At 39.1% G+C, this 16223-nt stretch carries 15 protein-coding genes and 1 tRNA gene; 8 read left to right on the top strand and 8 right to left on the bottom strand.

Annotated elements, in window-relative coordinates:
• Positions 1–57 precede the first annotated feature (57 nt).
• The 8 genes from BQ4443_RS02145 (at position 58) to BQ4443_RS02115 (ending at position 7618) form a co-directional block, all read left to right on the top strand.
• Positions 58–142, top strand: a tRNA-Leu gene (locus BQ4443_RS02145).
• A gap of 376 nt (positions 143–518) precedes the next feature.
• Positions 519–1715, top strand: coding sequence for a succinyldiaminopimelate transaminase (dapC, locus tag BQ4443_RS02140; RefSeq protein WP_023948671.1), 1197 nt, complete (start codon positions 519–521; stop codon positions 1713–1715).
• A gap of 329 nt (positions 1716–2044) precedes the next feature.
• Positions 2045–2191, top strand: coding sequence for a type II toxin-antitoxin system HicA family toxin (locus tag BQ4443_RS12100; RefSeq protein WP_256330905.1), 147 nt, complete (start codon positions 2045–2047; stop codon positions 2189–2191).
• 12 nt (positions 2192–2203) lie between these two features.
• Positions 2204–2617: a type II toxin-antitoxin system HicB family antitoxin gene (locus tag BQ4443_RS02135; protein ID WP_023950025.1), complete on the top strand. Its 414-nt coding sequence runs from the start codon at positions 2204–2206 to the stop codon at positions 2615–2617.
• 133 nt (positions 2618–2750) lie between these two features.
• Complete coding sequence (dapD, locus tag BQ4443_RS02130; RefSeq protein WP_023950026.1) at positions 2751–3572, top strand: 2,3,4,5-tetrahydropyridine-2,6-dicarboxylate N-succinyltransferase; 822 nt, start codon at positions 2751–2753, stop codon at positions 3570–3572.
• A gap of 10 nt (positions 3573–3582) precedes the next feature.
• Positions 3583–4716, top strand: coding sequence for a succinyl-diaminopimelate desuccinylase (gene dapE, locus BQ4443_RS02125; RefSeq protein ID WP_071058279.1), 1134 nt, complete (start codon positions 3583–3585; stop codon positions 4714–4716).
• A 34-nt stretch (positions 4717–4750) separates the two neighbouring features.
• The gene (gene prmB, locus BQ4443_RS02120; protein ID WP_071057916.1) at positions 4751–5656 is read left to right on the top strand and encodes a 50S ribosomal protein L3 N(5)-glutamine methyltransferase; all 906 of its coding nucleotides are present in this window, start codon (positions 4751–4753) and stop codon (positions 5654–5656) included.
• Positions 5657–5689: 33 nt separating this feature from the next.
• Positions 5690–7618, top strand: coding sequence for an ABC-F family ATP-binding cassette domain-containing protein (locus tag BQ4443_RS02115; protein ID WP_071057915.1), 1929 nt, complete (start codon positions 5690–5692; stop codon positions 7616–7618).
• Here BQ4443_RS02115 and rnhB read toward each other — a convergent pair.
• From rnhB to rseP, 8 genes are all read right to left on the bottom strand, one after another.
• Positions 7599–8216 carry a ribonuclease HII gene (rnhB, locus tag BQ4443_RS02110; RefSeq protein WP_023950030.1) on the bottom strand — a complete coding sequence of 206 codons (618 nt, stop codon included), beginning with the start codon at positions 8214–8216 and terminating at the stop codon, positions 7599–7601. The two genes, BQ4443_RS02115 and rnhB, sit on opposite strands and share 20 nt — an antisense overlap.
• 13 nt (positions 8217–8229) lie before the next feature.
• Positions 8230–9399 carry a lipid-A-disaccharide synthase gene (lpxB, locus tag BQ4443_RS02105; protein ID WP_023950032.1) on the bottom strand — a complete coding sequence of 390 codons (1170 nt, stop codon included), beginning with the start codon at positions 9397–9399 and terminating at the stop codon, positions 8230–8232.
• A 6-nt stretch (positions 9400–9405) separates the two neighbouring features.
• A complete protein-coding gene (gene lpxA, locus BQ4443_RS02100) occupies positions 9406–10203 on the bottom strand; it encodes an acyl-ACP--UDP-N-acetylglucosamine O-acyltransferase (protein ID WP_023950034.1) in 798 nt (265 codons plus the stop codon).
• Position 10204: 1 nt separating this feature from the next.
• Positions 10205–10660 (bottom strand): 3-hydroxyacyl-ACP dehydratase FabZ, encoded by a 456-nt coding sequence (gene fabZ / locus BQ4443_RS02095; RefSeq protein WP_023950036.1) that lies wholly within the window; start codon positions 10658–10660, stop codon positions 10205–10207.
• A 25-nt stretch (positions 10661–10685) separates the two neighbouring features.
• Positions 10686–11792, bottom strand: a complete 1107-nt coding sequence (lpxD, locus tag BQ4443_RS02090) for a UDP-3-O-(3-hydroxymyristoyl)glucosamine N-acyltransferase (RefSeq protein WP_023950038.1) — start codon at positions 11790–11792, stop codon at positions 10686–10688.
• Between the two features lie 3 nt (positions 11793–11795).
• Positions 11796–12356: an OmpH/Skp family outer membrane protein gene (locus tag BQ4443_RS02085; RefSeq protein ID WP_071057914.1), complete on the bottom strand. Its 561-nt coding sequence runs from the start codon at positions 12354–12356 to the stop codon at positions 11796–11798.
• A 45-nt stretch (positions 12357–12401) separates the two neighbouring features.
• On the bottom strand, positions 12402–14765 hold the full coding sequence (gene bamA, locus BQ4443_RS02080) for an outer membrane protein assembly factor BamA (RefSeq protein ID WP_071057913.1): 2364 nt from the start codon (positions 14763–14765) through the stop codon (positions 12402–12404).
• Between the two features lie 116 nt (positions 14766–14881).
• Positions 14882–16222, bottom strand: a complete 1341-nt coding sequence (rseP, locus tag BQ4443_RS02075; protein ID WP_256330847.1) for an RIP metalloprotease RseP — start codon at positions 16220–16222, stop codon at positions 14882–14884.
• Position 16223: the final 1 nt, after the last annotated feature.

Here is a 16223-nt window from a genome sequence, read left to right as displayed (position 1 = left end):
AGCGTGTATTTTTTTCTTGCCAATCAACAAACAACTAGGTATAGTTATATTCTTACAGCGAGCGTGGCGGAATTGGTAGACGCACTGGATTTAGGTTCCAGCGCCGAGAGGTGTAAGAGTTCGAGTCTCTTCGCTCGCACCATATACTTGAAAGGATTTGATGACATAGTCTCAAATCCTTTTGTTTTTGTGCTTACTTTTGTGCATTTTTCGCATTTTTCGTGTAAAAGTTAAACTATGTTGACTTTTAGCTCTCCTCTCCTACAATACCCATAAAGATAAAAGTTATCTTTTCTTTAAAACAAACTTTATTTAATAAATTTTTCTCATCATAACCATCAATACCACATACTTTATCCACTCTTATTCCTTTTTTGCCGATAAAGCATGGAATAGTTTAGAATGGTACGTTACGCGTATCGGTACGTTACGCGTATCGACAACGATAAAGCATCGTCATTTCTTGTCTAGAAAGATATTTTTATTCATTAATTTGTTATTGCAGAATAGTTCTTGCTATGAATCCCAATCTTAACCTATTACAGCCCTATCCTTTTGAGCGCTTACGAGCATTATTTGCTGGTGTTGAACCTATTCATTATCAACAGCAGCCTATTAATTTATCGATTGGTGAACCTAAACATGAAACACCTCAACTTATCAAACAAGCCATTATCGATAATTTAACTGCCTTATCCGCTTACCCAGCCACCAAAGGTGATGTGACATTAAGACAAGCGATTTCAGCATGGATTGCTAGACGTTACAATATCCCTGCCCCAAATCCTGAGACAGAAATATTGCCATGTTTGGGCTCAAGAGAGGCACTCTTTTCATTTACACAAGTCGTGATTGGAAATACGACCGGTAATTTAGTTGTATCACCCAATCCTTTTTACCAAATCTATGAAGGCGCCGCCTATTTAGGTGGTGCACAGCCTTATTTCGTGAATTCAGACCCAGCACGAAATTTTGCACCTAATTGGGCATCAGTACCGGAAGACGTGTGGAAAAAAACCAAATTATTATTTGTCTGCTCCCCTGGTAATCCAGCAGGCAATGTGACACCGTTGGAAGAATGGCAATATTTATTTGAACTCAGTGACAAATACGGCTTTGTGATTGCGTCAGATGAATGCTACTCTGAAATTTACTTCAATGAAAAACCGCTTGGTATTCTACAAGCTGCACAACTCAGTGGTCGTACAGATTATAAAAATATGATTTGCTTTTCTAGTCTATCTAAACGATCTAATGTCCCCGGTATGCGCTCTGGCTTTGTGGCAGGTGATAAAGACTGGATGGCATTATTTTTAAAATATCGAACCTATCACGGCAGTGCCATGAGTGGGGTCATCAGTGCAGCCAGTGTGGTAGCCTGGAATGATGAAAGCCATGTCGAAGAAAATCGTCGTTTATATCAAGAAAAGTTTACTAAAGTCTTCCCTATTCTCGCCCCCGTGCTGGATGTCAACATGCCTGATGCATCTTTCTACCTATGGGCAGGCACACCAATTGATGACACCGAATTTAGCAAATCCTTATTTAAGCAAGCAAATGTCGCCTTATTACCGGGTAGCTTTTTAAGTCGTCCAGGATCAGCCGATGGCATTAACCCAGGATTTAAGCGTGTACGCATTGCCCTTGTTGCACCTGTGGAACAATGCGTGGAAGGTGCGGAAAGAATAGCGGAATTTGTGAGGAAGTGTTGTTGATGGCTTAATGGCAAATAAATTTGAAACAACAAAAATTGAACTAAATCAAATCTGACAGATACCGCTTCTCAAATAGGAAACTGTCAGATGAAATCCAAACTCTTACAATTTATGTCTCCGATATAAACTATCCCCTATTTTTATTCCCACATTCTAAATTTTCCTATAGACAAATTCATCCACCTTCCTTGTCTTATCCCTCTTTCTTTAGCCACAATAAGCACTCATTCTCATCAACAATTCTCTTCAAATCAAGATTGACAATATAAACATTTTTGATTGCTATCATAGACATACCAATGAAACAAAGCGAGTTTTTAAGATAGCTCATTAAGCAAGGTGTCACAACATCTAATGGATCTAATCACATCAAACTTTATTTCAAAAATAAGCAATCCGTCATGCCACGACACCCTGCTAAGGAAATAGCTAATGGCACCATTGAAGCAATCAAAAAACAACTCGGTCTTAGATAAAAAAGGAAAAATATGCTCTATCCTGCTATATTTACCAAAGAAAACACAGGTTATAGTGTGACTTTTCGTGATATTCCTGAAGCGATTACTTGCGGAGACAATTGGAATGATGCACTACATATGGCAAAAGATGCGCTCATCACTGCTCTAGATTTCTACTTTGAAGATCAACGAGAAGTACCTAGTCCTAGCAAAGCACAGGAAGGTGATGTGCTTATTGAGTTACCCTCTAGTCTTTATGCAAAAGTTTTATTACTCAATGAAATGGTCAAACAACACGTCTCCAATGCTGAGTTGGCTCGTCGTATTGATGTTAGACCCCAAGAAATGCAGCGTATCACTAATCTAAACCATCCCACCAAAATTGATACCATTGCTAAATCACTGGCTGCATTAAATAAGCAATTAATCTTAACGCTTGCATGAATCAGCCGTTCATATGGTCTCTCATGCTAAAATCATCCCTACCTTTATCGTCACACATTTGCGATAAAAAAGCTATTTCGTCCATTTAAGGCTAGTTTGTCCTAGCTAAAACTGTCCAAGAGAGCAATTTATTATGACCCAACAACTTCAATCTCTATTAGAACAAGCATGGGAAGACCGTGCAAACATCTCTATTGACACAGCCTCTGCAGAGCTTAAAGATGCCGTAAATACCGCCATTGCTGGTCTAGATGCCGGTACTTTCCGCGTAGCCGAAAAAATTAATGGTCAATGGCAAGTAAATCAATGGCTAAAAAAAGCTGTTTTATTATCGTTTAGATTAAATGACAATGCCATCATTAATGGTGCTCCTCTTCAGTTCTACGATAAAGTACCTCTAAAATGCCAAGACTATACTAGTGAAGACTTCAAAAAAGCAGGCTTCCGTGTTGTTCCTCCTGCTGTTGCTCGCCGTGGTGCTTTTATCGGTAAAAATGTAGTACTTATGCCCTCTTACGTCAATATTGGTGCTTATGTTGATGAAGGCACAATGGTTGATACATGGGCAACGGTTGGCTCATGCGCTCAAATTGGTAAAAACGTTCACCTATCAGGGGGTGTCGGTATTGGTGGCGTATTAGAGCCATTACAAGCTAACCCTACGATTATTGAAGATAACTGCTTTATCGGTGCTCGCTCAGAAATTGTAGAGGGTGTGATTGTAGAAGAGAACTCTGTTCTTGCTATGGGCGTATTTCTCTCTCAAAGCACTAAAATCTATAATCGTGAGACAGGTGAAATTACCTATGGTCGTGTACCGTCTGGCTCGGTCGTAGTCCCCGGCTCTTTACCTAGTGCTGATGGTACTCATAGCCTTGCTTGCGCTGTTATTGTAAAACGTGTTGATGCACAGACTCGTTCAAAAACAAGTATTAATGATTTATTAAGAGCCTAATACAATGACGATGACTAAACCAACTGTTTTAGAATTAGCAATTGATTTAATTAATCGTGATTCCATTACGCCAGAAGATAAGGGCTGCCAAGAGCGAATCACCGAAATTCTTGAAGAGGTAGGTTTTCAGGCTGAATATCTACCGTTTGAAGACGTACAAAACTTATGGATTCGTAAAGGAACACAACATCCTGTTGTGGTTTTTGCCGGTCATACTGATGTTGTGCCTACTGGTCCAGTTGATCGTTGGTCATCACCGCCGTTTGAGGCAACTGTAAAAGATGGTTTGCTTTATGGCCGTGGGGCAGCTGATATGAAAAGCTCAGTGGCTGCCTTTACCTTAGCTTGTCGTGAATTTGTGGAAAAACACCCTGATCACAAAGGCTCGCTTGCTCTACTCATCACGTCTGATGAAGAAGGTCCTTCTATCAATGGCACCGTTAAGGTATGTGAAGTATTAAAGCAACGACAAGAAACTATTGACTATTGTATTGTTGGAGAGCCAACGTCAAGTAAAGCATTTGGTGATACGATTAAAAACGGTCGCAGAGGTTCGCTAACAGGTACCTTAACCATTAAAGGTAAACAAGGTCATGTCGCTTATCCAGAAAAAGTCCGTAATCCAATTCACTTAAGTGCACAGGCCATCGCTGATTTAAGCGCTCAGGTGTGGGATAACGGGAATGATTATTTTCCACCGACCACCTTCCAAATCTCCAATTATCACTCTGGTACTGGTGCAACAAATGTTGTTCCTGGCACTGCAACAGTTATTTTTAATTTCCGTTTTTCTACCGCTAGCACACCTGAAAGTTTGAAAAAAACGGTACACTCTATTTTAGATAAGTATCATCTAGACTATGACTTAGATTGGGTTTTGGGTGGGGAGCCATTCTTAACTGAAACAGGTAACTTAACTAAAGCGATTCAACAAGCAATCCTAGATACAACAGGTATTACCGCGGAGTTAAATACGGTGGGTGGCACATCAGATGGGCGTTTTATTGCTAAAATTTGCCCACAAGTGATTGAGTTTGGACCGATTAATGCCTCTATTCACCAGCTAAATGAGCATATTGCTGTTGATGACTTAGAGCCATTAAAAGAAATTTATAAAAAAACCTTGAGCAATCTTCTACTCTAATCTGCTAGTCTTTTTTATGAAAAAGGATTGAACCATGAGTTCTACTGAAAACTTTGAAGAATTAACGACAATTCGTGATGTAATTCGCTATGCAGTTTCCCAATTTAATGAACATAAACTGTTCTTTGGGCATGGTTCTGATAATGCATGGGATGAGGCTGTTTATTTAACGCTTTTTGCTCTAAATTTGCCCTTAGATGAGTTAGATGTTTATATTGATGCACATATCTTGAAAAAAGAGAGAAAACGTTGCTTAGATCTCATCCATGAACGCGTTAAAAAAAGAGTTCCCCTAGCTTACTTAACAGGTGAGGCTTGGCTACAAGGTTATCGCTTTATTGTCGATAAGCATGTTATCGTTCCTCGCTCCCCTATCTCAGAATTACTTGGACAACAATTAAGCCCATGGGTCATTAATCCAGACGCAAGATTAAACATTCTCGATATGTGTACTGGGTCTGCTAATTTGGCTATTTTAGCGGCAATTAACTTCCCTCATGCGCATGTTGATGCTGTCGATGTCTCTGAAAAAGCCCTTAAAGTCGCTAAGCAGAATGTTGAGCTTTATCAGTTTGCTCATCAAGTAAGTCTATACCAAAGTGATTTATTCACTGACTTACCTGAAAAACAATATGACATCATTATTTGCAACCCACCTTATGTCAATGAAACCTCTATGCAAGCTCTTCCTGAAGAGTATCAAAATGAGCCTAAGATGGCACTTACAGGTGGTGAGGATGGCATGGATCTAATCCGTAAAATCCTACATGATGCCCCCCGTTATCTTCGTGATGAGGGCTTTATTGTCTTGGAAATTGGTCATGAATATGAAAACTTCTTGACTGCTTTTCCTTCTATCAACCCAACACTACTAGAAACAGAAACGACTACAGAAAGCATTCTTTTACTCACCAAAGAAGATTTGCTCATGTTGGATTAATTGATTTATTTTAGCTATTTTAGTTTACGTTAAATGATTCGTGCTTCACATCTTAGCCTTCGCCGAGGAACAAAAGTCCTATTAGATAATACTGATTTTGTTGTTCATCCCGGAGAGCGTGTTGGTATTGTTGGTAAAAACGGAGCTGGAAAATCCAGTTTATTTGCACTAATACTCGGTGAAATTGATCAGGATGCAGGCGATTTAGAAATCCCTGCTTCTTGGCGAATTGCTCATGTAAAACAAAATACACTCATCGGCAAACAGTCTGCTAGAGACTTTGTGATAGACGGTGATACACACCTTAGAGCACTTCAAGAGCAACGTCTACATACAGCTGACAATGATGGACAACGAATTGCCGAACTAGAACATGAGCTGACTGAAGCCGGGCATTGGACAGCAAAATCACGAGCTGAACAGTTATTAGCAGGTCTAGGCTTTACCCCTGAGCAATGGGAAGAAGCTATTGAGAATTTTTCTGGTGGATGGCAGGTAAGACTGGCATTAGCTCGTGCTTTAATGATGCCTTCAGATTTATTATTACTGGATGAGCCAACTAACCATTTAGACTTAGATGCTATGCTGTGGCTAGAAAAATGGCTACACAGCTATCCGGGTACTGTTCTCTTAATCTCTCATGATACAGAGTTTCTTAATGCGGTTGCAAAAACTATTTTAAATTTTGACGGTCAGCAATTGGTACGCTACAAAGGTGACTACGACAGTTTTCTAACACAAAAAGCCGAACGCCTACGTCAACAACAAGTCGCTATTGATAGACAGGCAAGAGAGACGCAACGTTTGCAAAGCTTTATTGATCGTTTTAAAGCCAAAGCTACCAAGGCAAAACAGGCTCAAAGTCGTGTTAAAGCACTAGCACGAATGCAAGCACTATCCCCTATTAAAGTAGAATCTTCCATTGACATAAAAATTCCATCGCCTGATCATATGCCTGATCCTTTATTGGTGATGGATAAACTCTGTGTGGGATACCACACTGATCAAGGTGATAAACCTATTCTTAGCCATATCAGCTTAATGCTTCGTGGTGGTGCTCGTATTGGCGTACTGGGTGTTAACGGTGCTGGTAAATCCACACTTATCAAAACAATTGCCCATGAAATACCTCCTTTATCAGGAACATTCACGGCATCTAAAGGCTTATCTATAGGCTATTTTGCACAACATCAACTGGATATGTTGGATATGCAAGCTACTCCTTTGATGCATTTACAGCGTATTGCTGATCCTGCTATCCGTGAGCAAGAGCTAAGAAATTATTTAGGTACGTTTGGTTTTAGTGGTGACACTGTTAATTCAGTTATTCTGCCTTTTTCAGGTGGTGAAAAAGCCCGTCTCGCTTTATCATTGATTGTATGGCAAAAGCCAAATTTATTATTACTGGATGAGCCTAGTAATCACCTTGATACCGATACTCGTGAAGCATTAGCAACGGCATTAGCTGAATTTGAAGGAAGTGTACTGTTAGTTTCGCATGATCGTCATCTATTGCGAACAACTGTGGATAGTTTTTGGATTGTTGCCGATGGCTCTGTTATTGAATTTGACGGGGATTTAGAAGATTATCAAGCATGGCTAAATAATCGCCAACAGCAACAACGCAAAGAAGACCGTCAAGTCAATTCCTCTGATATTGTCATAGACAGAAAGGAACAAAAACGTTTAGAGGCTGAAGAGCGTCAACGTAAATCTGCTTTACGTAAACCATTAGAAAAAAAGGCGATTGACTTAGAAAATAAAGTACAGCGTATTCAGCAACGTATTAGCGAAATTGATGCTTTTATTGCGGATGAAAGCTTTTACTCCGATGCTAGACGAGATGAGCGGATAAAATTACTCGAAGAACACGGTAATCTTAGCCGTCAAGCAACAGAGCTTGAAGAAGAATGGCTTAATACTCTTGAAGAAATAGAAGCCATTAATCAGCAAGGTGTTTAAATACAAGCATTTCTTTGACTGGAGAAAAGCTCCTACGGTGAGCTATACAGGGACCATATTGCTTTAATAAAGAAAGATGCTGTGCTGTGCCATAGCCTTTATGTTGATTGAATGCATATTGTGGAAATTGTTGATGCAACTCAACCAAAGAGGCATCACGTGCTGTTTTAGCGAGAATAGACGCGGCAGAAATGCATTGCTCTTTTAAATCTCCCTTTACAATAGCTCTAGCAGGTATTCTTAATTCCTTTGGCACCCTATTTCCATCAATAAGTACCAGTTCTGGTTTGATAGACAATCCTTTAACGGCTCTTATCATCGCTAACATCGTTGCTTGTAATATATTAAGCGTATCAATTTCTGTCACACTCGCACTGGCAATACACCAAGCTAATGCTTTTTGTTTAATTTCTATCGCTAATTTATCACGTTTAGCTTCGGATAATTTTTTTGAATCTGTTAAACCTTCTATGGAATAATTGCCATCTAAAATAACAGCTGCCGCAAAGACATCACCAGCTAGAGGCCCTCTTCCTGCTTCGTCAACACCAGCAATCAGCTGATAGTTTTCTACGTCAAATAGTGATAAATTTTCCACTCGCTATGCCATCCTAACGATTCGCCAAAGATAAAATCACCTCTGCTGCTTTTTGTGCTGTGTCTTGTTTTAAGGTTAAATGAAGTTGGTGAAATTTTTGTTTTAAATCTGAAATATATTCCACATCTTCAAGTGCCTTAATACACGCTTGGCTTAATTGGTTTGGATTGGCCTCTTCTTGTAATAGCTCCGGCACAGCAAACTCATTTAATAATACATTTGGTAAACCCACCCAGGGGACATAAGGCTTTTCTTGACCTGATTTCCACTCCATTATTTTTCTCACTAAGGGCGAGAGTTTATAGGAGATAACCATAGGTTTTTTGAATAAAGCTGTTTCTAATGTCGCTGTACCACTAGCCACCAATGCTGCATCACAAGCTTGCATAACATTCCATGAAATAGGCCAATCAGAGACTTTTTTATCGTAAATATGTAGATTGGGTACGGGTATATCTTTAGCAATGGTATTGAACTGAGTCTTGCGTTTTTCATTCACCAAAGGCACAATAAAATGTAAATTTGGATCCCGCTGTGCAAGCAATTGAGCTGTTTTTAAAAAAGGCTCTGCGAGGAGTTTTATTTCTGAACTACGGCTGCCAGGAAGTATCGCCAACACTTTAGCATCTATAGGCAATCCTAAAGCCTGTTTTGCTTGTTGAATATCTGTATCAAGAGGAATTTGTGATGCTAAAGGATGACCCACAAAAGTAACAGGTATTCCTTCTTTTTTATAAATAGCTGTTTCAAAAGGAAAAAGCACCAACATATGCGATACAGCTTCGCGTATTTGGTGAATCCGCTCATATCGCCAAGCCCAGATTGAGGGGCCTACAAAATGAACCGTTGGAATACCATTAGCTTTAAGTTTATGCTCTAAACGCAAATTAAAGTCAGGCGCATCTACACCAACATAAACATCGGGTTTGTTCATTAAAAGACGTTTTTCCAGCCCTTTATAGGTAGCAATCAGCTTAGGTAAAGACTTCAACGCATCTACATAACCAAATACTGTCAGCAAATCCATAGGATAGTCAATATGCATCCCCGTTGCTGCCATATTTGGACCACCAATACCATTAAAAGACAAGTTAGCTTGGTGATCTTGCATACCCTTAATAATACGTGAGGCCAGTAAATCCCCTGAGGGTTCACCGGCCACTATCGCTATTTTCTTACTCATAGACAATTAATGATTATTACGACCAATACCACGACCTGATGTCGAGAAAAAGTCTAAAAATACTTGCAAGTGATCTGCGCAGTCTGGGTGTTGCCCTTGTAATCGTTTTAATTCTGTGATGGCATCAGGCAGTGGTAATTGACGCAAATAAATTACCTTGTAAGCTTCTCTAAGAACTTGAATCTGTTCAGCCGTAAAACCACGACGCTTTAACCCTTCGGAATTAATCCCTGCAGGTTTATAAGGTTGCCCTGCTCCTAACACATAGGGAGGAATATCCTGACGAATGGAAGACATGCCTCCTGTCATTGAATGAGCGCCAATATGGATAAATTGATGTGCTGCAGACATACCACCAATAATCGCCCAATCACCCACATGGATATGTCCTGCTAATTGAACCGTATTAGCAATAATGGTATGGCTACCGATTTGGCAATCATGTGCGATATGGACATAAGCCATAATCCAGTTATCATTACCTAATCTTGTCACACCAACATCTTGAGACGTACCAGTATTAATAGTCACATATTCACGGATGGTATTATTGTCACCTATTTCTAAGTAAGTGATTTCATTATTATATTTTTTATCTTGAGGAATACCACCAATAGAGCAGAATCGATAGAAAACGTTGTTTTTTCCAATCGTTGTATGCCCATCAATTACACAGTGCTCACCAACGATTGTTCCCTCACCAATCTTTACGTTCTCATGAATCACCGCATATGCTTTGACTTCTACGCTTTCATGAAGATCAGCACCTTCATGTACAATTGCTGTTGGATGTATCTTGGCCATATTATTCACCTATATCACGGATAGCACACATAATTTTGGCTTCTGCAACCACCTGCCCATCTACGAGAGCTTTCGCATCATATTTACACATTACTTTACTGATTCGAATGGCTTTCACTTCTAATCTTAATTGATCACCAGGTACAACCGGTTTACGGAATCTGGCTTCATCCACACCAACTAAATAATAAGCTGTTGTTTTGCTATCGAGTGTCGTTTCACCGTCAGGTTTTGAAAACGAAAAAATGGCGGCAGCTTGTGCTAGAGCTTCAATAATTAATACACCAGGCATAACTGGTAAATGGGGGAAATGTCCTACAAAAAAAGGCTCATTAATTGTCACATTTTTAATCGCAACAATACTTTCCCCCGGTACCATCTCAATAACCCTATCCACCAATAGCATTGGATAACGATGAGGGATGTGTTCCATAATACCACGAATGTCTATTTCCATAATTCTTCCACTATTCGATACAAATTTATTCTTTACTATCCATATTATCGATGAATTGTTCTACTTTTTGTAAACGACGGCGTAATTCATACAATCCCGTTAGCGCAGCAGCATTTCTTTGCCAATCTCTATGTTCTTGAATTGGCCACGCACCTGTATATCTTCCCGGTTTTGTAATACTTGACATGACTCCCGTAGCACCAGAAATATGGACATCATCACCTAATTCTATATGGCCAGCCATCATCGCTGCACCAGCTAAAGTACAACGTTTACCTATTTTTGTAGAACCAGCAATCCCCACACAAGCCGCCATGGCTGTATGTTCACCAACCTCACAGTTATGACCAATCATAATTTGGTTATCTAGTTTAACCCCTCTATGAATAACTGTATTGGCTAATGCCCCACGATCAATCGTTGTATTAGCACCGATCTCTACATCGTCTTCAATGATAACAGTGCCCAACTGAGAAATCTTAGACCATGCTCCTTGCTCCTTGGTTGAGTCAGGAGCAAAACCAAAGCCATCTGCACCGATTACAGCGCCACTATGAATAATACAATGACGACCAATTTCTACGCCATGGTATAAAGTCACGTTAGGATAAAGCTTAGTTCCTTGACCGACCTTACATCCTTCACCGACTACAGCACCAGCCTCAATGACGACATCATCCTCAATCACAGCATTGGCTTCAATAACAGCTAACGCTCTGATTGTAACGTTTTTACCTATTTTAGCCGTACTATCAATTGATGCTTTTTCATGTATTTGTGCTGTATGGTGAGAAAATTTTGCTTTCTCAAACCATTGAGTAATGCGAGCATAAAGTAAATAAGGCTGTTCACATTCAACAATAGTAAATGGCACATCAGCAGGCAAAGCATCAATCGCTTTTTTAGGAAGAATGACTGCACCAGCTTTAGTCACTTGCAACAAATCAAAAAATTTTGCATTGGCCAAAAAACCAATTTCCTGCTCTGTTGCATCTACTAATGAACCAATGCCCCTTATAGTAGGCATACCTTTAGCATTAGTTTTAATAGTATAATCAATGCCAGAAGTATCTACTTGGGAAAGTAAATTATCTAAGCATACAGCTTGATTTGTTGCAAGGATTATTGTCATAGATTATTTTTTCGCATCTAATGCTTTAATAACACGGTCAGTAATATCAACTCGTGGGCTAACAGTTACCGCATCTTGTAAAATTAAATCATAATCTTCTTTTTCAGCAATATCTTTAATAGCTAAGTTAGCTTTTTCAACGATAGTTGCAAACGCATCGTTACGTCGACGGTTAAAGTCTTCCTGAAACTCCCGACGTTTACGTTGTAAGTCCGTATCTAAATCAGTAAGTTCTCGCTGTGCTTTTGCACGATCACTATCTGACATTACTGGTGCATTTTTGTCAAATTTCTCATATTTTGCACGTAAATCACCTGCCAATTTTTGTAAATCAGCATCACGTTTTTTGAACTCTTCTTCAATTTTCGCTTCAGCTGCTTTTGCTGGGCTAGACTCACGTAATAATTTTTCAGTATTAACAAAACCAATTTTGATAGCTGTTGTAGCTTCCGTTGCTGCAGGAGCAGCTTTTTTCTCTTCAGCTGGTTTGATTTGTGCAAACACACTAGTAACACTTGATAAGCCTAAAACTGTTACTAAAAGAGCTTTTGTAAATTGACTCATTTTCAAAACCTTTAAAATAATTTATCTCAATAAAAAAATCGTTAATTAGAATGATGTACCAATTTGGAATTGGAATTGTTGTTTATCATCACCTTGTTTGGCATTTAATGGACGAGCATATGACAATTGTAATGGACCTAATGGTGAGTTCCATGATAGACCAATACCTGCAGAATAACGCCATCCGCAAGGGTCTGTAACCACTGAGCCATAGGTAGAAGAGCCCGCAGTACACTTTTGTCCTCCAGTCACCCCTACTTTACCCGCATCTGCAAACAAGAACCATCTCAAAGAGCGATCATTTTGTGTGCCCGGGAATGGTAAAAATAACTGTGCATTCGCTAAGATACGTGTATTACCCCCTAAATAGTCACCAGAAAGGGTATCTCTTGGACCCAATGATGATCCCTCATAACCACGAACAGAACCAATACCACCTGCATATAAATTTTTAATCACAGGGAAATTATTCTTTGTACCATATGTTCTTCCCCAATCGGCTGCCACATTAAAGGCTAGCGTATAGTCTTTGCTTAATGGTAGATAATACTGCTGTTGCGCACTTAAGATATAGTACTTCAAATCACCTACACTACCAACAGCATTTAAAGACGTTAGATAACCTTTTGTCGGAGCAATCGCACTATCTCTCGTGTCTTTCGTCCAACCAACGTTAAAAATCACAGAGTTAGTTTTTGCACCATATTGATCCACAAAGTCACGATAGGCTTGAGGGAATACATATCCAGCTGGCGGAAGCGTAATTTTGTTTTGTTCAAATGTGGCTCCCATAAAAATACGATCATTTTCAGAAATTGGGACACCAAAATTCATTCCAAAACCAATAGAACGAATTTTATAAGTATCCTCATCTTGGTCCAGAGATGAATTATAGGGTTTATCTAAACGATAATAGGCTGTTGTGGTACGGCTAATTCCACTGGTTGTCCAATATGGATCTGTATGTGTTAATACAATATTACGATTATATTTAGACGTATTGAACGTTAATCCTAAATCTGTACCTGATCCGAAAATATTATCTTGACTAATCCCTGCTTGGAAAGATAATTTGTCCGATGAACCATATCCAACACCTAAGTTAATCATGCCTGTTGGTTTTTCTTTGACATCCACTTGAATATCTACCTGATCATCAGACCCCTCAACAGGGACTTGAGAAATATTGACATCATTAAAATAACCTAGACGATCTATCCTATCTCGAGATGTAGCAACACGCGTACCGTCATACCAAGCCGCCTCAGCTTGGCGCATCTCACGACGAATCACCTGATCTCTCGTGCGAACGTTACCACCTATATCAATACGACGAACATATATGCGTTTACCCGGCTCAACAAAGAAAACCAAATCCACTTCTTGAGTACCTGCGACTGGTTGAGGAACAGGATTCACTTGTGCTAACGCATAACCAAGCTCGGCCAAACGCATACTTATCGCATTGGCTGTTTGACGTGCCTTGGTAATATTAAATAGCTCCCCTGGTTTATTTTCAATCAAACCTTTCAGCTCTTCATTCATCCCTAACAAATCGCCTGCTACATTAACCTTACGAATCGTATATGGCTTTCCTTCACTCACCGTCATATTGATACCAATATCTTCGAGATTTGGAGAAATACTCACCTGAGGGGTATCTACCTTAACATCAAGGTAGCCATGATCCATGTAATAATCACGAATTCTTTCCACATCAGCATTTAATGTTTCGCGTGAAAATTTATCTGTTCCTGTAAACCACGTCATAAATCCAGGAGTTGTTAAATTCATTTCGTCTTCTAGATCAGAAGATGAAATCGCCTTATTCCCAACAAAGTTAATCTCTCGAATTTTGGCAACTTTACCTTCATTAACAAGGAAACTCACTCCAACACGATTATTTGGTAATGGCGTAATTGTTGGTTGAATATCAACACTATAATTACCTTTTAAAACGTATTGATTGCGTAATTCTGTTTTGGCTTTGTCTAATAGTGCTGGATCAAAGGCACGCCCTTCACCAAATCCAACAGCGCTTAAAGACTTAACGATATCATCACTTTTAAAAGCATTCATACCTTCAAAAATAACCGATGAAATAGTAGGACGCTCATCAACGGCAATATTAATCACCCTACCTTGAGTTGATATTTTTACATCATTAAATAAACCAGTGGCATATAATCGACGTAAAGAATCTGTTGCCATTTCTTGGGTAAACGTTTGCCCTACTTTGGCAGGAATATAACTAAACACCATACCCGGTTCAGTACTTTTCAGACCAGTCACACGAATATCTTGAACGACAAAAGGTGAAAAGGCTGACGCCGTCATCGGAAGTGCTATAGCCGATATCAATGAGGCTAATACTGTTTTATTTAATTGTTTTAAGTGGCGAATAGTCATTCGTACTTTCCTTGAAGATGAGTATCCATAGTTTAAGCAAGATATTTTAAGTCATAACAGCGATGTTTGTCAGTAAATTCAGTACTAATACCTAATAAACCTCTATGCAAAAGCCTCTAAGTAAAAATCCTTAAAATATCATTTGTAAAAGCAAAAATCATTAGCATGAGTAAAAAGCCATATCCAATTCTCATTAAACCCTCTAAAACGGCGTCTGATAATGGCTTTCCACGTACTAATTCTACAAAATTGATTAGCATCTGTCCTCCATCTAACGCAGGTATTGGTAGTAAGTTTAACACCCCAATACTAATGCTAATCAGCGCAATAAACTGTATAAAATTCAATAAACCATTTTCAGCTACTTTACCTGAATAATCCGCAATGGTTAAGGGACCGCTAATATTTTTAAGAGACGCTTGCCCTGTCAACATTTTGAACATCATCTTTAATGAGAACCAAGCCGTATCCCATGTTTTATTCATTGCCTTAGTAAACGCTTCTATTGGCGAATAAGCTACTTTAACTAATGGAAAATCTGCTCTAAATTCAGCATTAATTCTACCTTTAACCCCACCATCATTGACTTGTGGATTATCACTCTCAACAGCCACTGGAGTGATCGCCATAGAAATTTCCGTGCCATTTCTATTAACGAGTAAATTTAAAGTTTGATTAGGAGATTGCTGAATTTTTCCAATAACCTCATTAATTCCTAACTGATATTGTCCATCAATACCAATAATTTTATCACCTTGCTTTAAACCCGCTTTTTCTGCAGGACCGTCAGGAATAATCCGTTGAATGGTAGGTGGAGGAGATAACAACATTAACCCCTGCTCTTTCAGCCAATTGACTTCTTCCAGATTTCCTTTAAAAGCAGTGGGATGTAACGTAATTGTTTTGATCGTATCTTGTTTAGTGTTGATAGTTAATTCTACTACTTGGCCTAGCGTAAAAGGACCAATCAACTCGTCCACAGCCTCAACCCAACTCTTAATAGCTTGACCATTAACAGCCACAATTTTATCTCCCTCTCTAATTCCACCTTGATAGGCAATTGTGGATTGTTGAGGATTCGCTAAAATAGCTTCAGGTTGGTTTTCACCAACCATAAAAACACCTGTATAAAGAATGATGCCTAGTAAAAAACTAAAAAAAGGCCCCGCTGCATAAATGACTATTTTTTGAAACGCAGATTTTTCAGCAATAGACTCACCAATAGGATTATTAGGGATACGAGGCTCAGCTAATGGTTTTACATAACCACCTAAAGGCAACATAGAAATCACCCATTCCGTTCCCTTTTTATCTTTTTTCTTAAATAAAACTTTGCCAAAACCCAACGAAAATCTTTCTACATAAACATGATAGAAACGGGCCGCAAAATAATGTCCGAATTCATGAAATACCACTACCACACTAATCGTAATGATAAACATTAATAAACTAAACAAT

Origin of the sequence: Pelistega sp. MC2 (assembly GCF_900099475.1) — a bacterium.
Taxonomy (GTDB): domain Bacteria; phylum Pseudomonadota; class Gammaproteobacteria; order Burkholderiales; family Burkholderiaceae_B; genus Taylorella; species Taylorella indica.
Note: the sequence above shows the minus strand (reverse complement) of the source record. Positions and strands in the feature narration are given on the sequence as shown.